The organism is Geodermatophilus normandii (genome assembly GCF_003182485.1).
GTDB classification, from domain to species: domain Bacteria; phylum Actinomycetota; class Actinomycetes; order Mycobacteriales; family Geodermatophilaceae; genus Geodermatophilus; species Geodermatophilus normandii.
In genome coordinates this window covers 2,470,272-2,492,121 of record NZ_QGTX01000001.1, presented here as the reverse complement: position 1 = coordinate 2,492,121, position 21,850 = coordinate 2,470,272, and the positions used below count along the sequence as shown (strand labels likewise).

17 protein-coding genes and 2 rRNA genes are annotated in these 21,850 nt (G+C 71.4%); 1 reads left to right on the top strand and 18 read right to left on the bottom strand.

Going from position 1 to position 21,850, the window contains the following annotated elements:
* Positions 1–24: 24 nt before the first annotated feature.
* From JD79_RS12250 to JD79_RS12205, 10 genes are all read right to left on the bottom strand, one after another.
* Positions 25–3,170: ribosomal RNA gene (locus JD79_RS12250) — 23S ribosomal RNA — on the bottom strand.
* A 475-nt stretch (positions 3,171–3,645) separates the two neighbouring features.
* A 16S ribosomal RNA gene (locus JD79_RS12245) occupies positions 3,646–5,165 on the bottom strand.
* The 16S and 23S rRNA genes sit together here, the layout of an rRNA operon.
* A gap of 331 nt (positions 5,166–5,496) precedes the next feature.
* On the bottom strand, positions 5,497–6,294 hold the full coding sequence (dapB, locus tag JD79_RS12240) for a 4-hydroxy-tetrahydrodipicolinate reductase (protein WP_211307948.1): 798 nt from the start codon (positions 6,292–6,294) through the stop codon (positions 5,497–5,499).
* Positions 6,291–6,707, bottom strand: a complete 417-nt coding sequence (locus tag JD79_RS12235; protein ID WP_245900050.1) for a VanZ family protein — start codon at positions 6,705–6,707, stop codon at positions 6,291–6,293. Before JD79_RS12235 ends, dapB begins: the two co-directional genes overlap by 4 nt.
* Before the next feature lie 32 nt (positions 6,708–6,739).
* A complete protein-coding gene (locus JD79_RS12230) occupies positions 6,740–8,080 on the bottom strand; it encodes a M16 family metallopeptidase (RefSeq protein ID WP_110007658.1) in 1,341 nt (446 codons plus the stop codon).
* A gap of 40 nt (positions 8,081–8,120) precedes the next feature.
* The gene (locus JD79_RS12225) at positions 8,121–10,409 is read right to left on the bottom strand and encodes a polyribonucleotide nucleotidyltransferase (protein ID WP_110005735.1); all 2,289 of its coding nucleotides are present in this window, start codon (positions 10,407–10,409) and stop codon (positions 8,121–8,123) included.
* 245 nt (positions 10,410–10,654) lie between these two features.
* The gene (rpsO, locus tag JD79_RS12220; protein ID WP_075015773.1) at positions 10,655–10,924 is read right to left on the bottom strand and encodes a 30S ribosomal protein S15; all 270 of its coding nucleotides are present in this window, start codon (positions 10,922–10,924) and stop codon (positions 10,655–10,657) included.
* Positions 10,925–11,051: 127 nt separating this feature from the next.
* A complete protein-coding gene (locus tag JD79_RS12215) occupies positions 11,052–12,020 on the bottom strand; it encodes a bifunctional riboflavin kinase/FAD synthetase (RefSeq protein WP_110005734.1) in 969 nt (322 codons plus the stop codon).
* 32 nt (positions 12,021–12,052) lie between these two features.
* Positions 12,053–13,192, bottom strand: coding sequence for a branched-chain amino acid aminotransferase (locus JD79_RS12210; protein ID WP_211307947.1), 1,140 nt, complete (start codon positions 13,190–13,192; stop codon positions 12,053–12,055).
* 115 nt (positions 13,193–13,307) lie between these two features.
* On the bottom strand, positions 13,308–13,631 hold the full coding sequence (locus tag JD79_RS12205) for an antibiotic biosynthesis monooxygenase family protein (RefSeq protein ID WP_110005733.1): 324 nt from the start codon (positions 13,629–13,631) through the stop codon (positions 13,308–13,310).
* 71 nt (positions 13,632–13,702) lie between these two features.
* Here JD79_RS12205 and JD79_RS12200 point away from each other — a divergent pair, with 71 nt between their 5' ends.
* A complete protein-coding gene (locus JD79_RS12200) occupies positions 13,703–14,383 on the top strand; it encodes an HAD family hydrolase (RefSeq protein ID WP_110005732.1) in 681 nt (226 codons plus the stop codon).
* 2 nt (positions 14,384–14,385) lie between these two features.
* Here JD79_RS12200 and truB read toward each other — a convergent pair whose 3' ends face one another.
* The 8 genes from truB to JD79_RS23765 form a co-directional block, all read right to left on the bottom strand.
* Complete coding sequence (gene truB, locus JD79_RS12195) at positions 14,386–15,306, bottom strand: tRNA pseudouridine(55) synthase TruB (RefSeq protein ID WP_110005731.1); 921 nt, start codon at positions 15,304–15,306, stop codon at positions 14,386–14,388.
* Positions 15,307–15,360: 54 nt separating this feature from the next.
* Positions 15,361–16,665 carry an MATE family efflux transporter gene (locus tag JD79_RS12190; protein WP_110005730.1) on the bottom strand — a complete coding sequence of 435 codons (1,305 nt, stop codon included), beginning with the start codon at positions 16,663–16,665 and terminating at the stop codon, positions 15,361–15,363.
* Positions 16,662–17,657 (bottom strand): DHH family phosphoesterase, encoded by a 996-nt coding sequence (locus JD79_RS12185; protein ID WP_110005729.1) that lies wholly within the window; start codon positions 17,655–17,657, stop codon positions 16,662–16,664. The genes JD79_RS12190 and JD79_RS12185 overlap by 4 nt, the downstream gene beginning before the upstream one ends.
* Before the next feature lie 4 nt (positions 17,658–17,661).
* On the bottom strand, positions 17,662–17,907 hold the full coding sequence (locus JD79_RS12180) for a hypothetical protein (RefSeq protein ID WP_110005728.1): 246 nt from the start codon (positions 17,905–17,907) through the stop codon (positions 17,662–17,664).
* The gene (gene rbfA, locus JD79_RS12175; protein WP_110005727.1) at positions 17,904–18,386 is read right to left on the bottom strand and encodes a 30S ribosome-binding factor RbfA; all 483 of its coding nucleotides are present in this window, start codon (positions 18,384–18,386) and stop codon (positions 17,904–17,906) included. The genes JD79_RS12180 and rbfA overlap by 4 nt, the downstream gene beginning before the upstream one ends.
* Before the next feature lie 83 nt (positions 18,387–18,469).
* Positions 18,470–18,763, bottom strand: a complete 294-nt coding sequence (locus JD79_RS12170; RefSeq protein ID WP_110005726.1) for a DUF503 domain-containing protein — start codon at positions 18,761–18,763, stop codon at positions 18,470–18,472.
* 44 nt (positions 18,764–18,807) lie between these two features.
* Complete coding sequence (gene infB / locus JD79_RS12165) at positions 18,808–20,640, bottom strand: translation initiation factor IF-2 (RefSeq protein WP_110005725.1); 1,833 nt, start codon at positions 20,638–20,640, stop codon at positions 18,808–18,810.
* 331 nt (positions 20,641–20,971) lie between these two features.
* The gene (locus tag JD79_RS23765) at positions 20,972–21,826 is read right to left on the bottom strand and encodes a hypothetical protein (protein WP_245900341.1); all 855 of its coding nucleotides are present in this window, start codon (positions 21,824–21,826) and stop codon (positions 20,972–20,974) included.
* Between the last annotated feature and the right edge of the window lie 24 nt (positions 21,827–21,850).

Sequence of the window (21,850 nt, the reverse complement as noted above, 5' to 3'; positions counted from 1 at the left end):
GCCCCCCACCAAGAGGTGGGGTGTGTGGTCAAGCCCTCGGCCTGTTAGTACCGGTCAGCTCCACACCTCACGGTGCTTCCACTTCCGGCCTATCAACCCGCTGGTCTGGGCGGGGGCCTTACCCGGTTGACCCGGTGAGAGACCTCATCTCGAAGCGAGCTTCCCGCTTAGATGCTTTCAGCGGTTATCCCTGCCGAACGTAGCCAACCAGCAGTGCACCTGGCGGTACAACTGGCACACCAGAGGTTCGTCCGTCCCGGTCCTCTCGTACTAGGGACAGCTCTTCTCAAGTCTCTTACGCGCACGGCGGATAGGGACCGAACTGTCTCACGACGTTCTAAACCCAGCTCGCGTACCGCTTTAATGGGCGAACAGCCCAACCCTTGGGACCTACTCCAGCCCCAGGATGCGACGAGCCGACATCGAGGTGCCAAACCATCCCGTCGATATGGACTCTTGGGGAAGATCAGCCTGTTATCCCCGGGGTACCTTTTATCCGTTGAGCGACACCGCTTCCACATGCCGGTGCCGGGTCACTAGTCCCAGCTTTCGCTCCTGCTCGACCCGTCAGTCTCACAGTCAAGCTCCCTTGTGCACTTGCACTCGACACCTGATTGCCAACCAGGCTGAGGGAACCTTTGGGCGCCTCCGTTACATTTTGGGAGGCAACCGCCCCAGTTAAACTACCCACCTGACACTGTTCCTGATCCGGATCACGGACCGAGGTTAGACATCCAATTCGACCAGAGTGGTATTTCAACGGCGACTCCACCGACACTGGCGTGCCGGCTTCCCAGTCTCCCACCTATCCTACACAAGCCGAACCGAACACCAATATCAAGCTGTAGTGAAGGTCCCGGGGTCTTTCCGTCCTGCCGCGCGTAACGAGCATCTTTACTCGTAGTGCAATTTCGCCGAGCCTGTGGTTGAGACAGCTGAGAAGTCGTTACGCCATTCGTGCAGGTCGGAACTTACCCGACAAGGAATTTCGCTACCTTAGGATGGTTATAGTTACCACCGCCGTTTACTGGCGCTTGAGTTCTGAGCTTCGCGCACACGAGGTGCACTAACCCGTCCCCTTAACGTTCCAGCACCGGGCAGGCGTCAGTCCGTATACATCGTCTTACGACTTCGCACGGACCTGTGTTTTTAGTAAACAGTCGCTTCTCACTGGTCTCTGCGACCCCCCTCCGCTGCCCCGCGCGAGGCGGTTCACGGGCGAGGGTCCCCCTTCTCCCGAAGTTACGGGGGCATTTTGCCGAGTTCCTTAACCACAGTTCGCTCGATCGCCTTGGTATTCTCTACCTGACCACCTGAGTTGGTTTGGGGTACGGGCCGCTCGGAACTCGCTAGAGGCTTTTCTCGGCAGCATAGGATCATCGGATTCGCCTCATTCGGCTATGCGTCAGGCCTCACCCTGCATGCGGCGCGGATTTGCCTACGCCACGGGCCACACCCTTGCACCGGTACTACCACTCACCGGCCCGACTACCTTCCTGCGTCACCCCATCGCTTGCCTACTACCAGTTCGGGTCCCCAGCTACTCCCACCCGACACCCCGAAGGGCGACGAGCGGTTTCGGTGGGTCAGCATCGCTGGGTTCAGCATGGGCGTTCCTTCGCGGGTACGGGAATATCAACCCGTTGTCCATCGACTACGCCTGTCGGCCTCGCCTTAGGTCCCGACTCACCCTGGGCGGATTAGCCTGGCCCAGGAACCCTTGGTCTTCCGGCGGGGGAGTTTCTCACTCCCCTCTCGCTACTCATGCCTGCATTCTCACTCGCGTGGCGTCCACGGCTGGATTCCTCCGCCGCTTCACCCGCCACACGACGCTCCCCTACCCACCCACACACCTGGCCGGCCTCCACGAGTGGAGAACCGGCGGGCTACATGTGTGAGTGCCACGGCTTCGGCGGTGTGCTTGAGCCCCGCTACATTGTCGGCGCGGAACCACTTGACCAGTGAGCTATTACGCACTCTTTCAAGGGTGGCTGCTTCTAAGCCAACCTCCTGGTTGTCTCTGCGATCCCACATCCTTTTCCACTTAGCACACGCTTAGGGGCCTTAGCCGATGATCTGGGCTGTTTCCCTCTCGACTACGAACCTTATCGCCCGCAGTCTCACTGCCGCGCTCTCACTTACCGGCATTCGGAGTTTGGTTGACGTCAGTAACCTTGTGGGGCCCATCGGCCATCCAGTGCTCTACCTCCGGCAAGAAACACGCGACGCTGCACCTAAATGCATTTCGGGGAGAACCAGCTATCACCGGGTTTGATTGGCCTTTCACCCCTACCCACAGCTCATCCCCCAGGTTTTCAACCCTGGTGGGTTCGGTCCTCCACGCGGTCTTACCCGCGCTTCAACCTGGCCATGGGTAGATCACCCGGCTTCGGGTCTAGAGCACGCGACTACCACGCCCTGTTCGGACTCGCTCTCGCTACGGCTACCCCCCACGGGTTAACCTCGCCACGTACCGCTAACTCGCAGGCTCATTCTTCAAAAGGCACGCCATCACCGCCGCGCACGAGGCGCGATTCACGGCTCTGACGGCTTGTAGGCACACGGTTTCAGGAACTATTTCACTCCCCTCCCGGGGTACTTTTCACCTTTCCCTCACGGTACTCGTCCGCTATCGGTCACCAGGAAGTATTCAGGCTTAGCGGGTGGTCCCGCCAGATTCACACCGAATTCCACGGGCTCGGTGCTACTTGGGAACACGTGAACAAGGAGAGACCAGGTTTTCGTGTACGGGGCTCTCACCCTCTCCGGCGACCCCTTCCAGAGGCCTTCCACTAACCACGGTCTTTTCTGACTCCCCGCTGCTCCGGCAGAAACAGCACGCACGGTCCCACGACCCCGCTTCCACAACCCCTGCCGGGTATCACATGGAAACGGTTTAGCCTCATCCGCTTTCGCTCGCCACTACTCACGGAATCACGGTTGTTTTCTCTTCCTGTGGGTACTGAGATGTTTCACTTCCCCACGTTCCCTCCACACGCCCTATGTGTTCAGGCGCGGGTCACACCACATGACTGGTGCGGGGTTTCCCCATTCGGACACCCTCGGATCAACGCTCGGTTGGCAGCTCCCCGAGGCTTATCGCAGCCTCCCACGTCCTTCATCGGCTCCTGGTGCCCAGGCATCCACCGTGTGCCCTCAACATCTTGGCCACACAACAATTCCTACAAGCAACCCTGCAAAAAACAGAGATAAAAGATGCTCGCGTCCACTGTGCAGTTCTCAACGACCAACCAGTCACCTTCCCGCACCACCCCACCAGCCCGCGACCACACGGAACACTCCGCGCGCACGACGATGTGAGATCAGGAAAGCCCCGGACGAGGCGAACCAGACCCACCACCCCCCACCGGCGACGCCGGCGGCGATGACAGGGCCCGCTCCCTCAGGACCCAACAGCGTGCCTACGACCACCCATCCCCACCGGCTCACTTCCCCACCCCGCCCTTCCGAAGAAGAACCGAGGCCGTACTACGAGCCGGCAACCAGACCGGCGGCCGAACTGGTCAGCGTTCCACCCTCGAGCACTGTCACGAACACACTGTGGCCACCCGGAAGTGGGCGACCATCACGGCCCGAGCACAGCTCTGGACCACCACACACGGTGTGGCGGCCAGTGCTCCTTAGAAAGGAGGTGATCCAGCCGCACCTTCCGGTACGGCTACCTTGTTACGACTTCGTCCCAATCGCCGATCCCGCCTTCGACGGCTCCCTCCCACGAGGGGTTGGGCCACCGGCTTCGGGCGTTACCGACTTTCGTGACGTGACGGGCGGTGTGTACAAGGCCCGGGAACGTATTCACCGCAGCGTTGCTGATCTGCGATTACTAGCGACTCCAACTTCATGGGGTCGAGTTGCAGACCCCAATCCGAACTGAGACCGGCTTTTTGGGATTCGCTCCACCTCACGGTATCGCAGCCCTTTGTACCGGCCATTGTAGCATGTTTGCAGCCCTAGACATAAGGGGCATGATGATTTGACGTCATCCCCACCTTCCTCCGAGTTGACCCCGGCAGTCTCCCATGAGTCCCCACCATCACGTGCTGGCAACATGGAACGAGGGTTGCGCTCGTTGCGGGACTTAACCCAACATCTCACGACACGAGCTGACGACAACCATGCACCACCTGTGCACGACGCCAAAGGCACCCCGCATCTCTGCGAGATTTCCGTGCATGTCAAGCCTAGGTAAGGTTCTTCGCGTTGCATCGAATTAAGCAACATGCTCCGCCGCTTGTGCGGGCCCCCGTCAATTCCTTTGAGTTTTAGCCTTGCGGCCGTACTCCCCAGGCGGGGCGCTTAATGCGTTAGCTGCGGCACGGAGACCGTGGAATGGCCCCCACACCTAGCGCCCAACGTTTACGGCGTGGACTACCAGGGTATCTAATCCTGTTCGCTCCCCACGCTTTCGCTCCTCAGCGTCAGTATCGGCCCAGAGACCCGCCTTCGCCACCGGTGTTCCTCCTGATATCTGCGCATTTCACCGCTACACCAGGAATTCCAGTCTCCCCTGCCGAACTCAAGTCCGCCCGTATCGACTGCAGGCCCGGAGTTGAGCTCCGGGTTTTCACAGCCGACGCGACGAACCGCCTACGAGCTCTTTACGCCCAATAATTCCGGACAACGCTTGCACCCTACGTATTACCGCGGCTGCTGGCACGTAGTTGGCCGGTGCTTCTTCTGCAGGTACCGTCACTTGCGCTTCGTCCCTGCTGAAAGAGGTTTACAACCCGAAGGCCGTCATCCCCCACGCGGCGTCGCTGCGTCAGGCTTCCGCCCATTGCGCAATATTCCCCACTGCTGCCTCCCGTAGGAGTCTGGGCCGTGTCTCAGTCCCAGTGTGGCCGGTCACCCTCTCAGGCCGGCTACCCGTCGTCGCCTTGGTAGGCCACTACCCCACCAACAAGCTGATAGGCCGCGGGCCCATCCCCAGCCGGAAACCCTTTCCACCACCCACCATGCGGTGCGCGGTGACCATCCGGTATTAGCCCCAATTTCTTGGAGTTATCCCAGAGCCGGGGGCAGGTTGCCCACGTGTTACTCACCCGTTCGCCACTGATCCCCTCCGAAGAGGTTCACCGTTCGACTTGCATGTGTTAAGCACGCCGCCAGCGTTCGTCCTGAGCCAGGATCAAACTCTCCGTAGATGCTTGAAACCAGGCCGAGAACCGAGACCTGACAGATCTCGATCAATCAACCAAAGGAACCCACCCGAAACCCACAGGGCCCCGGGACGGGGTAAAACTTGGCACTGACTTTCGGCACGCTGTTGAGTTCTCAAGGAGCGGACGCACACCCATTCGACCCTCTCGGGCTTCCTCGGTGGCTGCTTGTCCTACCTTACGCCGTCTCCCGGAGTCCTGCACCGCTGGGGTGCTCCTCCGTGGCCCTCGCGGGCTCCGTCCGGCGCGAAGAGAACCATACACGACTCCCAGGGGTCGTGCACGCGGGGTCTGGGTCACACCCCCGAGAGGGCGGTCAGAGCCCCAGGAGGGACTCGATGCCCACGGTGAGCCCGGGCCGGCGCCCGATCTCCCGCACGGCGAGGAGCACGCCGGGCATGAAGGACGCACGGTCGTAGGAGTCGTGCCGCAGGGTCAGCGTCTCCCCTGCCGACCCCATGAGGACCTCCTGGTGCGCGACGAGACCGGTCAGCCGGACGGCGTGCACGGCGATCCCCTCGACGTCGGCACCCCGGGCGCCGGGCAGCGAGTCGGTCGTGGCGTCCGGCGACGGCGACAGCCCGGCGGCCCGGCGGGCGGCGGCCACCAGCCGGGCGGTGCGGACGGCGGTGCCGGAGGGTGCGTCCACCTTGTGCGGGTGGTGCAGCTCCACGATCTCGGTGGAGGGGAAGAAGCGCGCGGCCTCCTGGGCGAAGCGCATGAGCAACACCGCGCCGATGCCGAAGTTGGGCGCGATGACGACGCCCAGCTCGGGCTTGGGCTCGAGCCACTCCGCGACCGTGGCCAGCCGCTGCTCGTCGAAGCCCGTCGTCCCCACGACGCACGAGATGTTCTGGTCGATGCAGAAGCGGATGTTGTCCATGACGACGTCCGGGCGGGTGAAGTCCACGACCACCTGCGCGCCGGCGTCGGCCACGTTGAACAGCCAGTCGCCCTCGTCGACCATCGCGACGAGCTCCAGGTCCTCGGCGGCGTTGACCGCCCGGACCACCTCGGTGCCCATCCGACCCCGTGCTCCGAGCACGCCGACGGAGATGCGGGGCGGCTCGCCGACGGTCGTCTGCTGGTCGGGTCCGGGGGCGCTCGTGGTCACCGGGCCAGGCTTCCGGGCGGCTCGTCCCGACGCAAGACGGCCCGGGTGGAGCGACGCTCCCCCACCGCCCACAGCAGGAGGCCGAGGCCCACCCCGGCGACGTCGGCCAGCCAGTCGAGGACCGAGCCCGAGCGCTGCAGCGCCGAGAGGGCCTGCACCACCTCGCTGACCGCGCCGTAGGCGAGCAGCAGCACCGCCAGCGGCCCCGGTCGCGTGCCGGCCCACCGCCCGGCGACGGCGAGGGCGGCGAACAGCACCAGGTGCACGACCTTGTCCACGCCGGGAGGCGCGACGGGCACGTCGGAGGCCGGCGCGAACAGCACGGCGAGCGAGACGAGCACCGTCACCGCGAACGCCCCGCGGGACAGGGCGCCGTGCACGCGGAGCGCCGGGTGCGTACGCGGGAGGGTCATCGGTCTCCGTGGGTCCGGTGGTCCGGGATGGGTCAGAGCCGGTCGAGGTCGGACGCGCGGTAGGGGCCGACGACGGCCAGGCAGGTCTCCCGGCCCAGCAGGTCGGCGGCGACCGCGCGCACCTGGTCCTCGTCCACGGCGGCGATCCGGTCGAGCACCTCGCGCACCGGCACGTACTCCCCGTGCGACAGCTCGCTCTTGCCCAGCCGGCTCATCCGCGAACCGGTGTCCTCGAGGCCGAGCACCGTCCCGCCGCGCAGCTGTCCCCGGCCGCGGGCCACCTCCTCCGGCGTCAGCCCCTCGGCGGCCACCCTGGCCAGCTCCTCGCGGACGAGGCGCAACACCTCGGGCACCCGCTTCTTGGCGCAGCCGGCGTACACGGAGAAGGCGCCGGTACCCGCGTAGGAGGTCAACGCGGACCCCACGCTGTAGACCAGCCCGCGCTTCTCCCGGATCTCCTGGAACAGCCGCGAGCTCATCCCGCCGCCGACCGCCGTCTCCAGGACCGCGGCGGCGTAGCGCCGCTCGTCGAAGCGGCTCAGGCCCAGGCTGCCGAGCAGCAGGTGGGTCTGCTCGGTCTTCCGGTGGACCAGCCCGGTCGGGGAGGCGGGGCCGTCGAGGTCGAGGTCCGCCCCGCGGCGCAGCGGAGCCGGGGACACGGGGCCGGAGAGCCGCTCGCCGAAGACCGCCGTCACCAGGTCGACCACCTGCTGGTGGTCCACCCGCCCGGCGGCGGTGACCACCATCGAGGGGACGGCGTAGCGGGAGCGGTACCAGCCGTCGACGTCGTCGCGGGTGAGCCCCTCGATGGACTCCACGGTGCCGAGCACCGAGCGCCCGAGCGGCGTGCCACCGAAGAGGGTCTCGGCGAACAGGTCGTGCACCAGGTCGGAGGGCTCGTCGTCGCGCATGGCGATCTCCTCGAGCACCACCGTCCGCTCGGACTCCAGGTCCTCGGCGGTGTTGAGCGCCTCGGTCACCAGGTCCCCGAGCAGCGTGACCGCCAGCGGGAGGTCGCTGGCGAGCACGTTGGCGTAGTAGCAGGTGTGCTCCTTGGCGGTGAAGGCGTTCATCTCACCGCCGACGGCGTCCATGGCCGTCGCGATCTCCAGCGCACCGCGGCTGCGGGTGCCCTTGAACAGGAGGTGCTCGAGGAAGTGCGAGGCGCCGGCGACCCGGTCGCCCTCGTCCCGCGAGCCCACGCCCACCCAGATGCCGAGGGTGGCCGAGAGGACGCCGGGCATCGTCTCGGTGAGCACGCGCAGGCCGCCGGGCAGCACCGTGCGCTCCACACGGCCGCCGACCTCGTCGACGTCGATGACTCGGGTGACACCGACCGGGGCCGGGGCGGACGTGAGGTCGGTGGACCCCACGCCAGCCCCGGCCCCGGTCGGAGTCGGGTCGGCGACCGTGTCAGGCCTCCGCGGGAGCAGCGGCGTCGGCCGGGGCCGCGGCGTCGCCGGCGGGGGCACCGTCCCCCTCGCCGGCGCCCTCGGCGGCCACCGGGACGAGGCTGATCTTGCCGCGGGCGTCGATGTCGGTGATCTCGACCTGCAGCTTGTCACCGACGTTGACGACGTCCTCGACCTTGCCGATGCGCTTGCCGCCACCGAGCTTGCTGATGTGGACCAGGCCGTCCTTGCCCGGCAGCAGCGAGACGAAGGCGCCGAACGGGGTCGTCTTGACGACGGTGCCGAGGAAGCGCTCCCCGACCTTCGGCATCTGCGGGTTGGCGATCGCGTTGATGCGGTCGACCGCCGCCTGGGCCGAGGGGCCGTCGGAGGCGCCGACGTAGATGGTGCCGTCGTCCTCGATGGTGATGTCGGCGCCGGTCTCGTCCTGGATCGAGTTGATCATCTGGCCCTTGGGGCCGATGACCGCGCCGATCTTGTCGACCGGGATGCGCACCGTGGTCACGCGCGGGGCGTACGGGCTCATCTCGTCCGGGGCGTCGATGGCCTCGTTCATCACGTCGAGGATGTGCAGGCGGGCGGCGCGGGCCTGGGTCAGCGCCTGGGCGAGCACGTCGGACGGGATCCCGTCGAGCTTGGTGTCCAGCTGCAGGGCCGTGACGAAGTCCTTGGTGCCGGCGACCTTGAAGTCCATGTCACCGAAGGCGTCCTCGGCACCGAGGATGTCGGTCAGCGCCACGTACTGCGTCTTGCCGTCGACCTCGTCGGACACCAGACCCATCGCGATGCCGGCGACCGGCGCGCGCAGCGGCACACCGGCGTTGAGCAGCGACAGGGTGGAGGCGCAGACCGAGCCCATCGACGTCGAGCCGTTGGAACCCAGGGCCTCGGAGACCTGCCGGATCGCGTAGGGGAACTCCTCGCGGTCGGGCAGCACGGGGAGCAGCGCCCGCTCGGCGAGCGCGCCGTGGCCGATCTCGCGGCGCTTGGGCGAGCCCACGCGCCCGGTCTCCCCGGTGGAGTACGGCGGGAAGTTGTAGTTGTGCATGTACCGCTTGCGGGTCACCGGCGAGAGCGTGTCGAGCTGCTGCTCCATGCGGAGCATGTTCAGCGTGGTGACGCCCAGGATCTGGGTCTCGCCGCGCTCGAACAGCGCCGAGCCGTGCACCCGCGGGAGGACCTCGACCTCGGCCGACAGCGGCCGGATGTCGGTCAGGCCACGGCCGTCGATGCGGACCTTGTCACGCAGGATGCGCTGCCGGACGACCTTCTTGGTGAGGGCGCGGAAGGCGGCCGACACCTCCTTCTCGCGGCCGGCGAACTGCTCGGCCAGCGAGGCGACGACCTCGTCCTTGAGCGCGTCGGTGGCGTCGTTGCGCTCCTGCTTGCCGGCGATCGCCTGCGCCTGCGTCAGGCGGTCGAGAGCGGCGGACTCCACGGCGGCGTAGACGTCGTCGGAGTAGTCGAGGAAGCGGGGGAAGTCGGCGACCGGCTTGGCGGCCTTCTCCGCGAGCGCGGCCTGGGCCTCGCACAGCTGCCGGATGAAGGGCTTGGCGGCCTCGAGGCCCTGGGCGACGACCTCCTCGGTCGGCGCGGTGGCGCCGCCGCGGACGAGCTCGATCGTCTTCTCGGTGGCCTCGGCCTCGACCATCATGATCGCGACGTCGCCGTCGGGCAGGAGGCGCCCGGCCACGACCATGTCGAAGACGGCGTCCTCGAGCTCGGCGTGGGTGGGAAAGCCGATCCACTGGCCGTTGACCAGCGCGACGCGGGTGCCGCCGACGGGGCCGGAGAACGGCAGGCCCGACAGCTGGGTGGAGGCCGACGCACCGTTGATGGCGAGCACGTCGTAGAGGTGCCCGGGGTCCAGGGACAGGACGGTGATGACGACCTGGACCTCGTTGCGCAGGCCCTTGGCGAAGGTCGGGCGCAGCGGCCGGTCGATCAGGCGGCAGGTGAGGATGGCGTCCTCGCCCGGACGGCCCTCGCGGCGGAAGAACGAGCCCGGGATGCGCCCGGCGGCGTACATCCGCTCCTCGACGTCGACCGTCAGCGGGAAGAAGTCGAAGTGCTCCTTCGGCTGCCGGCTGGCCGTGGTGGCCGACAGGAGCATGGTGTCGCCCATGCTGACGACGACCGAGCCGGCGGCCTGCTTGGCCAGCCGCCCGGTCTCGAAGGTGATGCTGCGGCTGCCGTGGCTGCCGTTGTCGATGACCGCGGTGGCGGTGGTGACCCCGTCCTCGGGGTCGTACTCGGCAGCGATGCTGCCCTGGGTGGTGGGTGCGGACACTGTGTCCTCTTCCTACGTCGCATGCGGCGACGTCCTCTTCGTGGCGTCCCGCGCCGGACTGCTCCGGGATGACCGGTCTTCGATCGAAGCCCACGGGGATCGTTCCCCCTCCGGGGAGGAGGCATGCCCGGGAGCCACCACCGAGGACCGACCAGCGTCGGGGTGCGCGGCGCGGCGCCGTGTTCTCGCGGAGCGGGTGCCCCACGAGAGAGGGGACCGTCCCGGCGGGACGGTCCCCTCTGGGGTCAGCGGCGCAGACCGAGCCGCTCGATCAGCGAGCGGTAGCGGTTGATGTCCGTCTTGGCCAGGTAGTTCAGCAGCCGCCGGCGGCGGCCGACCAGCAGGAGCAGGCCCCGCCGGCTGTGGTGGTCGTGCTTGTGCTGCTTGAGGTGCTCCGTCAGGTCACTGATCCGACGGGTGAGCATCGCGACCTGGACCTCGGGCGAGCCCGTGTCCTTCTCGACCGTCGCGTAGTCGGTCATGATCTGCTGCTTCGTCGCGCTGTCGAGCGCCATGGAGGGCCTCCGGGCCAGGTCACGTGTGGCCCCCGGTCTGACTCACGGGGGCAGGTGGCACACATCGCCGCGCGATACACGGCGCCGACGACACTACCAGCGCGGTCCGGGACGGCCGCGGCGGTGATCACCCGGCGGGGGGCAGGCCCAGCACGGTGCGGGTGCGGGTGACGTCGTCGGCCATGGCCGTGACCAGCTCGTCGACGCCGGCGAAGGCGGTCATCGGGCGCAGCCGGGAGGCGAACTCGACGCCGACGTGCTCGCCGTAGAGGTCGCCGGACCAGTCGAGGACGAACGCCTCGACGGTGCGCCGCGAGCCCTGGAAGGTGGGGTTGGTGCCCACCGAGACCGCGGCGGGCCGGCTGTCGAGGGTGCGGCCGGCGGGGTCGCGGGTGACCAGCGAGCCGGCGTAGACGCCGTCGGCGGGGATCGCGGTGAAGGGCGGGCACTCGACGTTCGCCGTCGGGTAGCCCAGCTCGCGGCCGCGCCGGTCGCCGCGCACGACGACGCCGTCGACCCGGTGCGGCCGGCCCAGCGCCCGCGCCGCGCTCTCCATGTCCCCGGCGGCGACGCAGGCGCGGATGTAGGTCGAGGAGATGGTGACCTCGCCGTCGGCGGAGGCGTCACCGGCCAGCGGGACGCCCTCGACGGCGAAGCCGAACCGGCGGCCCTCCTGGGTGAGCGTGGTCACCGTGCCGGCGGCCTTGTGCCCGTAGGTGAAGTTCTCGCCGACGACGACCATCGAGGCGTGCAGGTGCTCGACGAGCACGCCGTGGGCGAACTCCTCCGGGGTCAGCCGGCTGAACTCGGGGGTGAACGGCAGCACGCACATGCCGTCCACCCCGAGCCCGGCGACCAGCTCGGCCTTGCGGTCCAGCGAGGTGAGGATCGCCGGGTGCGAGCCCGGCCGGACGACCTCGGTGGGGTGGGGGTCGAAGGTGACCAGGACGCACGGCCGGCCCAGCGCCCGCGCGCGGGCGACGGCGGTGCCGATGAGCGACTGGTGGCCGCGGTGGACGCCGTCGTACATGCCCACCGTGACCACGGTCCGGCCGAGGTCGGCCGGCGTCTGGGCCTGCCCGCGCCAGCGCTGCACGCGTCCGCTCCCCGTGTCGTCCCCCGGGTCGCTCAGGCGACCCGGTGCAGCCAGCCGCGGGTGTCGGGCACCCGGCCGTGCTGGATGTCGAGCAGGTGCTCGCGCAGGCCCATGGTGACCGGGCCGGGGGTGCCGTCGCCGACGGTGAAGTCGCCGGTGCGCGCCTTGACCTCCCCGACCGGGGTGATGACCGCGGCGGTGCCGCAGGCGAAGGTCTCGGTGACCGTGCCGTCGGCCACGCCGGAGCGCCACTCGTCGACGCTGAACCGGCGCTCGGTGACCCGCATGCCGCGCTCGCGGGCGACCTCGATGAGCGAGTCGCGGGTGATGCCGGGCAGCAGCGTGCCGGTGAGCTCGGGGGTGACCAGCTCGGCGTCGTCGCCGGAGCCGAGGACGAAGAACAGGTTCATCCCGCCCATCTCCTCGACGAAGCGCTTCTCCACCGCGTCGAGCCAGACCACCTGGTCGCAGCCGGCGGCGATGGCCTGCTCCTGGGCCAGCAGGCTGGCGGCGTAGTTGCCGGCGCACTTGACGTCGCCGGTCCCGCCGGGCGCGGCGCGGATGTAGTCCTCGGAGAGGTAGACCGACACCGGGTGCACGCCGCGCGGGAAGTACGCCCCGGCCGGGCTGGCGATGACGAGGAACAGGTACTCCTGCGCCGGCCGCACGCCGAGGAACGGCTCGGTGGCCAGCTGGTAGGGCCGGACGTAGAGGGTCTGGTCGGGCCCGGTGGGCACCCAGTCGCGGTCGGCGTCGACGAGCGCGTCGACGGCGGCGATGAACGCCTCCTCGGGCACCGGCGGCATGGCCAGCCGGCGCGCGCCGCGGGCGAAGCGGGCGGCGTTGGCCTCGGGCCGGAACGTGGCCACGCTGCCGTCGGGCTGGGCGTAGGCCTTGAGCCCCTCGAAGATCGACTGGGCGTAGTGCAGCGCGGCGGTGGCGGGGTCGACCTGCAGCGGCGCGTACTGCGTCAGCCGCGCGTCGTACCAGCCGCGGCCGGCCTCGTAACGGGCCACGAACATCGAGTCGGTGAAGTGCCGGCCGAAGCCGGGGTCGGCCAGCACGGCCTCGCGCTCGGCGGCCGGTCGGCGGGACACGCCCTCCACGGTCACCGGCACGCCCTCGGTGAAGACCCGGGAGGAGGTGCGGCTGTCGGCGAGCGTGTCGGTCATGTCTCCCACCTGGGCGAGCTCGGGGCGCGGACCGGCGGACGACCGGCCCGGCGACCACAGTAGCGCCGGGTCCGGCGCAGGCCGGGAGCCGACCGCCGCCGGACCCGGCGCAGGCTCAGGGCCGGTCGGGCGCGGAGCTCTCCACCACCTCGTAGGACCACAGGTGGTGCGAGTCGCTGGCGGCCGGGGCGAGCTCGTCGCCGCCACCGCCGTGGGCGCGCGCGAAGTCCTGGCCGCCCTCCCAGCTGCGGTAGGCCTCCTCGCTCTCCCACCGGGTGTAGACGAGGTACTGGTCGGTGCCCTCGACCGGGCGCAGCAGCTCGAACCACTCGAAGCCCGGGGTCTTCTCGACCGCTCCGCCCCGGCCGCGGAAGCGCTCCTCGAAGCGCTCCTGCGCGTGCGGCGGCACCACGATCGCGTTGATCTTCACGACGCTCATGGGAGCCCCCTTCCCGGCCGGGACGACCGTCAACCCCTGCGGGGTCCGCCGCGCCCCGCGAGGATGGCCCGATGACCGAGGCCCCCCGTCCCGGCGTCCTGTTCGACGTCGACGGCACCCTGCTGGACACCAACTACCTGCAGGTCCTCGCCTGGTGGCAGGCCTTCCGCGACACCGGGCACCCGGAGGTCTCCATGGCCGACTGCCACCGGTCGATCGGCATCGCCAGCGAGGAGCTCGTCACCCACCTGCTCGGCGACGACGCCGGAGACACCGAGGCGGTCTCGGATGCCAAGACCCGGCGCTACGAGCCGCTGCGTGAGCTGGTCACGCCCTTCCCGCGCGTGGACGAGCTGCTGGCCGCCTGCCGGGAGCGCGGCCTGGCCGTGGTGCTGGCCACCAGCGGCAAGGAGTCCGACCTGGAGTGGATGGTGCCGGCGATCGGTGGCGAGGACGTCGTCGACGGGGCCACCTGCTCGGCCGACGTCGAGTCGGCCAAGCCGGCGCCGGACCTGCTGCAGACCGCCGTCGACGCGCACGGGCTCGACCACGACCGGACGGTGGCCGTGGGCGACACGATCTGGGACGTGCAGGCGGCGCGCGACGCCGGCCTGCCCGTCATCGCGCTGACCTGCGGGGGCATCTCGCGCGCCGAGCTGCTCGAGGCCGGGGCCGACGAGGTGTACGACGACCCCGCCGACCTGCTCGCCTCGCTCGACGACTCGCTCGTCGGGAAGGTAGCCGGCGGCTGAGCTCAGCCGGGCGGGAAGCCCACCGCGACCCGGGCGCCGGACCCGGCGTCCTCGAGGAGCGCGACCAGCCGGCCCGCGGGGTCGACGGCGGCGGTGAGGCCGGGCCGCCCGGTGGCCGGGACGCGCTGGCCGTACCCGACGGCGCGGGCCTCCTCCTCGGACAGCCGCCGCTCCGGGTAGATCGCGGTGGCCGCCTCGGTCAGGCCGAGCACCCCCGCTCCCCCTCCGGCGGCGAGCGCGGCCGCGGCCTCCTCGACGGGGGCGGCCTGCGCGGTGGTGAACGGCCCCGACGCGGTGCGGCGCAGCGCGGTCAGGTGCCCGCCGACGCCGAGGGCCGCTCCGGCGTCGCGGGCGATGGCACGCACGTAGGTGCCCGCGGTGCAGGCGACGGTGACCTCGACGTCGACCAGGTCGGGCGTCGGCCGGGTGACCCGGTGCACGTCGATGCGGTGCACGGTGACCGCGCGGGGCTCGAGGACGACCTCCTCACCGGCCCGGACACGGTCGTAGGAGCGGCGGCCACCGACCTTGACCGCGCTGACCGAGGAGGGCACCTGCAGCAGCGGGCCGGTCTGGGCGGCGAGCGCCGCGCGCACGGCGTCCTCGTCCAGGCCGCCGGCCGGGGTGGTGGTGAGGACCTCGCCCTCGCGGTCGTCGGTGACCGTCGTCTGCCCGAGCCGGACGGTGGCCTCGTAGACCTTGTCCGAGCCGCCGAGGTGGCCCAGCAGCCGGGTCGCCGTCCCGACGCCGAGCACGAGCAGCCCGGTCGCCATCGGGTCGAGGGTGCCCGCGTGCCCGACCCGGCGGACCGACAGCACCCGCCGGGCCCGGGCGACGACGTCGTGCGAGGTCATCCCGCCGGGCTTGTCGACCAGCAGGACCCCCGGGGTCACGTCGGCGTCGGCGGCGCGGCGGCGGCTCATTCCGGGCCCCCGCGGGGACGGGGAGCGATGGCGGAGCGTCGTCGTGGGGTGGGCTCACGTCCCCACCGTCGCAGGTGCGCCGAGCCACCTGTCCCCCGCCACCCGCACCAGGACCGCGACCAGCCGCAGCGCGATGAACGCCGTCAGCCCGGTCCAGACGCCGGCCAGGCCCCAGCCCAGCGGGCCGGACAGCAGCGACAGCGGGAGGAACCCGACGAGTGCGGCACCGACGGTGACGGTCCGCAGGTAGCCGACGTCGCCGGCGCCCATGAGCACGCCGTCGAGGGCGAAGACGACGCCGGCCAGCGGCTGGAACCCGGCGAGGAACCACCAGACGAGCTCCGCCTGGGCGCGGACCGCGGGGTCGTCGGTGAACAGCGGGACCAGCAGGTCGCGGGCGGCCAGCAGGAGCACCGCGACCACCACGCCGGTGCCCAGGCCCCACAGGCCGACCCGCCGGGCGGTGGCGCGGGCGTCGTCGGGCCGGCCGGCGCCGAGGGCGTGGCCGACGAGGGTCTGCGCGGCGATGGCGTAGGCGTCGAGGACGAGGGCGAGGAAGAGGAACAGCTGCAGCGCGATCTGGTGGGCGCCGAGCTGTGCCTGCCCGGCGCGGGCGGCGACCCCCGCGGCGACGAGGAAGGCCAGCTGCAGCACGGTCGCGCGCAGCAGCAGGTCGCGGCCGAGGACCAGCTGGGCCCGGACGGCGGCCGGCCGGAGGCGCCAGCCCGCGCCCTCGCGCAGCAGCGCCCGCACGAACAGCGCCGCCGTCAGCGACTGGCCGGCGAGGTTGGCGACGGCGGAGCCCGGCAGCCCGAGACCGGCCGGGTGCACCAGCAGCGGGCACAGGACGAGGCTCAGCAGGCTGCCGGCGAGCACGAAGCGCACCGGCCGGCGCAGGTCCTGGACGCCGCGCAGCCACCCGTTGCCGGCCAGCGACACCAGGAGCAGCGGCGCACCGCAGCCGGCGATCCGCAGCCACTGCTCCCCCGCCGCGGCCACCTCGCCGGGGCCGCCGGCCAGCGCGCGGGTCAGCGGGCCGGCCAGGACCTGGAACAGCACGACGACGGCGGCGCCGAGCAGCAGCGCCAGCCAGGTGGCCTGCACGCCCTCGGCGACCGCACCGGCACGGTCCCCCGCTCCGGCGCGGCGGGCGGCGCGGGCGGTGGTGCCGTAGGCGAGGAAGTTGAGCAGCGCCGCGGCCCACGCCAGCAGCCCGCCGCCGACGGCCAGGCCGCCGAGCGCGGCGGTGCCGAGGTTGCCGACGACGGCGGTGTCGACGAGCAGGTACAGCGGCTCGGCCGCCAGCACCACCAGCGCCGGCGCAGCCAGCGCGAGGACCCCGGGCGGTCGGCCCGTCACCTCTCGAGCAGGGCCCGGAGGGCGGCCAGGGTCGCCTCGCGGTCGAGGTGCGAGGTGAACCCGGCCGCGGCCCGGTGCCCGCCACCGCCGAGGGCCACGGCGACCCGCACGACGTCGGTGCCGCCGCGGGAGCGCAGCGACACCGACCACGTGCCGTCGTCCTGGCCCTTGAGCACGCAGGCGACGTCGGCCTCGGCGGTCGCCCGGACGACGTCGACCAGGGCCTCGAGCTGCTCGCCGGGCAGTCCGTGCTGCGCGGCCTCGGCGGTGCTCGACCAGGTCCACACCAGGCCCGCGCCGACGCCGGGCTCGAGGACCGCGCGGCCGGTCACCGCCGAGAGCAGGCGCAGCCAGCCGAACGGCGCGGTGTCGAACAGCCGCCGGCTGATGGCCGCGTGGTCGATGCCGGTGGACAGCAGCCGCGCGGCGAGCACGTGCGTGGCGGGCCGGGTGCTGCTGAAGCGGAAGGAGCCGGTGTCGGCGGTCAGGCCCGCGTAGAGCAGCGTGGCCAGGTCGGTGTCGAGGTCGACGCCGAGCTCGTCGAGCAGGCCGGCCACCAGGACGACGGTCGCGGGGGCGCCGGGGTCGACCAGCCGGACGTCGCCGAAGCCGGGGTTGCTCGCGTGGTGGTCGACCACGACCGAGGTGCCGGCGTCCCCGAGCACGGCGGCCAGCTCCCCCAGCCGGCCGGGCGAGGCGGCGTCGAGGCTGACGAAGACGTCGGGGGACGCGGGCACCGCGGTGGACGGCACCAGGCCCTCGACGCCGGGCAGCCAGCCCAGCGACTCCGGCAGCACCGGGCGGCCGGGGAACGTGGCGGTCACCCGGGCGCCGCGGCGGCGCAGTCCCTCCGCGAGGGCCAGCGTGCTGCCCAGGGCGTCGGCGTCGGGCTGCACGTGCCCGCTGAGGACCACGGTGGCCCCGGCGTCGGCGGCCGCGGCCAGCACGGCGGCCGGGGTGCGCACGGGCACCCCGGCGGTCGGCGCGCCCACCGGGTCAGGCGTCGGGGCCGGGATCGGCCACCGGAGGCGCGTTGCGGTCCTCGGTGACCAGCCCGCCACCGGGCGGCAGCGGCGGGCCGCCGTCGTCGGGCTCGTCCTCCGCGATGGAGGGCACCGCGCCGATCTGGCCCGTCCGGCCCCCCTCGGTCGGGTCGCCGGCGTTGGGCTCGGCCCGCCCGCCGAGCTCCGAGCGGCCCTGGCCCTCGTCGGGCAGGTACGGGTCCGGGTCGTTCTCGCTCACGAGGCGCTCCTGGTCCGGGTCGGGGCGTCGTCGGGCTCCTCGGCACCGGCCTCGTCGTCCGCCTCCGGGTGCCGGTAGGGGTCGGCGTCGCCGGCGTAGGTGGCGTGCTCGCGCAGCCGGGCCAGCTCGGCGTCGGCGGAGCGGACGCGCTCGAGGGCCTCGTCGAGCTCGCGGGCGGTGTCCGGGACGGCGTCGGCGACGAAGGTCAGCGTCGGCACGAACTTGATGCCGGTCTGCCGGCCGACGGTCGAGCGCAGCACGCCGGTGGCGCTGGCCAGCGCCTTGGCGGAGTCGGCGGCCGCGGTGGCGTCGCCGTAGACGGTGTAGAAGACGGTGGCCTCGCGCAGGTCGCTGGTGACCCGGGCGTCGGTCACGGTGACCATGCCCAGCCGCGGGTCCTTGACCTGCGACTCGATCGCGGCGGACACGATCTGGCGGATGCGCACCGCGAGCTTGCGGGCGCGGGCGGGGTCGGCCACGGCAGACCTCCGGGGAGTCGGGGCGTCCGGGGACGCCGGGTGGACGGTGCGGACGGGCAGCGGCCCACCCGCGGTGGGGGTCCTCAGTCTTCGCCGGAGAACAGCTGCCGGTGCGTCGACAGCAGCGTCACCTCCGGCCGCTCGGCCAGCAACCGCTCGCAGGCGTCGAGGACGTCGGTCACCTGGCCGGCGTCGCCCGCGACCGTGGCGACCCCGACCTGCACGCGGCGGTGCAGGTCGAGGTCGCCGACCTCGGCCGCGGCGACGGCGAAGCGACGCCGCAGCTCGGCCACGATCGGCCGGACCACGGCGCGCTTGCCCTTGAGCGAGTGGACGTCGCCCAGCAGCAGGTCGGCGGTCAGCGCCCCCGTGAACACGGGTGCTCCTTACTCCCTGCTGTCGGGCGACGTCCTGCCGTGCCTTACGCGCGCGGCTTCTCGCGCATCTCGAACGTCTCGATGACGTCCTCGACCTTGATGTCGTTGAACGACCCGAGCCCGATACCGCACTCGTAGCCGTCGCGGACCTCGGTCACGTCGTCCTTGAAGCGACGCAGCGACTCGACGGTGAGGTTGTCGGCGATGACGACCCCGTCGCGGACCAGCCGGGCCTTCGAGTTCCGGGTGATCGTCCCGCTGCGCACGATGGAGCCCGCGACGTTGCCGATGCGCGGCACGCGGAAGACCTCGCGGACCTCCGCCGAGCCGAGCGCGACCTCCTCGTACTCCGGCTTGAGCATGCCCTTGAGGGCCGCCTCGATCTCCTCGATCGCCTGGTAGATGACCGAGTAGTACCGGACGTCGACGCCCTCGCGGTTGGCGAGCTCGGTGGCCTGACCCTCGGCCCGGACGTTGAAGCCCAGGACGATGACGTCGTCGGCCAGCGCCAGGTCGATGTCGCTCTTGGTGATGCCGCCGACGCCGCGGTGGATGACCCGCAGCGAGATGTCGTCGCTCACCTCGATCTTCATCAGGGCCTCCTCGAGCGCCTCGACGGTGCCCGAGTTGTCGCCCTTGATGATCAGGTTGAGCTGGCGGTTCTCCTTGAGCGCCGCGTCGAGGTCCTCGAGGCTGATCCGCTTGCGCATGGAGGCGTTCTGCGCGTTGCGGATGCGGGCCTGACGACGGTCGGCGATCTGCCGGGCGACGCGGTCCTCCTCGACGACGAGGAAGGTGTCACCGGCACGCGGCACGGAGGTGAGCCCGACGACCTGCACGGGGCGGGCCGGCAGGGCCTCCTTGAGCTTGTTGCCGTGCTCGTCCAGCAGCGACCGCACGCGGCCGTAGGCGTCGCCGGCCACGATCGAGTCGCCCTGGCGGAGCGTTCCGCGCTGGACGAGGACGGTCGCGACGGGGCCGCGGCCCTTGTCCAGCTTGCCCTCGATGACGACGCCCTGCGGGTCCTGCTCGGCGTTGGCGCGCAGGTCCAGCGAGGCGTCGGCGGTCAGCAGGATCGCCGTGAGCAGCTCGTCGAGACCCTGGCGGGTGGTCGCCGAGACGTCGACGAACATCGTGTCGCCGCCGTACTCCTCGGCCACGAGCCCGTACTCGGTGAGCTGCTGACGGATCTTGGCGGGGTTGGCCCCCTCCTTGTCGATCTTGTTGACCGCGACCACGATCGGCACCTCGGCGGCCTGGGCGTGGTTGAGCGCCTCGACCGTCTGCGGCATGACACCGTCGTCGGCCGCCACGACCAGCACGACGATGTCGGTGACCTTCGCGCCTCGGGCACGCATCGCGGTGAACGACTCGTGACCCGGGGTGTCGATGAAGGTGATCGGACGCTCGTTGTCCTCCAGCTCGGTGACGATCTGGTAGGCGCCGATGTGCTGGGTGATGCCACCGGCCTCGCGTGCCACCACGTTGCTGTTGCGGATGGCGTCGAGCAGCTTCGTCTTGCCGTGGTCGACGTGACCCATGACGGTGACGACCGGCGGGCGGGCCACCCAGTCCTCCTCGTCGCCCTCGTCGCCGAAGGTGAGGTCGAAGGTCTCGAGGAGCTCGCGGTCCTCGTCCTCGGGGCTGACGACCTGGATGTCCCACTCGATCTCGGCACCGAGCAGCTGCAGCGTCTCGTCGTTGACCGACTGCGTCGCGGTGACCATCTCGCCCAGGTGGAACAGGGCGGTGACCAGCGCGGACGGCTGGGCGCCGATCTTCTCGGCGAGGTCGGTCAGCGAGGCGCCGCGGGGCAGCCGGACGGTCTGCCCGTGGCCACGCGGCAGGCTGACGCCGCCCATGCTGGGCGCCGCCATGGAGTCGAACTCCTGACGCCGCTGCTTCTTGCTCTTGCGCCCGCGGACCGGACCGCGGCCGCCGGGACGCCCGAAGGCACCCGCGGTACCCGCACCGGAGCCACCGCGACCGCGACCGCGGCCACCGCCGCCGCTGCGGAAGCCGCCGCCCGCGGGGCGCCGCCGCCACCGCCACCGGGACCACCGCCACCGGGACGGAAGCCGCCGCCACCACCGCCACCACCGGGACCACCCGGGCGGCCACGGCCACCGGGCCCGCCGGGGCCGCCACCGGGACGCCCGGCACCGGCCGGACGCGGCGGCATCATGCCCGGCGAGGGGCGCTGCGGCATCATGCCCGGGTTCGGCCGGGGACCACCCGGACCGGCCGCGGGACGCGGGCCACCGGGACGGGGACCACCGGCGCCGGGCGCCGGACGGGGACCGCCGGCGCCGGGCGCCGGACGGGGACCGCCGGCCGCAGGACCGGGGCGCGGGCCACCGGCCGCGGGACCCGGACGCGGGCCACCGGCCGCGGGACCCGGACGCGGGGCGCTGCTGAAGGGGTTGTTGCCCGGCCGCGGAGCCGGACGGGGACCGGGACGCGGGCCGGCACCGGGGCACCGGGAGCGGCGCCACCGGGACGGGGCGCGCCGGGCGCCGCCGGACGCGGGGCGCCGGGACGCGCCGCACCGGGGACGGGGCCACCGGCAGGACGCGGCGCGGGCGCACCCGGACGCGGAGCGCCGGGCGAGACCGGACGCGGACCCTGCGGCGCGCTCGGCTGCTGGGTCGGCGCACTGGCCGCCGGCGCCTGGGGCGCCGGAGCCTGGGGCACCGGCGCACTGGCCGCCGGAGCCTGGGGCGCGGCGGGCTGCTGGACCGGGCGCGGACCGGGCACCGGAGCGCCCGGACGCGGCGCGCCGGGGCGCGGACCGGACGGGACGCCGGCCGACGGCGCCGGCGGGGCGGCCGGGGCCTGCGGAGCGCGCGCGGCCGGAGCCGGCGCGGGCGCCGGCGCGGACGGACGGGGCGCGGACGGGGCGGCGGGACGGGCCGCGGGGGCGCCGCTCCCGTTGCCGCCACCGTTGCCGGTGCCGCCGGTGGACGCGCCGAGGGCCTCCCGGAGCCGCCGGGCCACGGGGGCCTCGACGGTCGAGGAGGCGGACTTCACGAACTCGCCCTGCTCCTTGAGCTTGGCGAGCACGGTCTTGCTGTCGACCCCGAACTC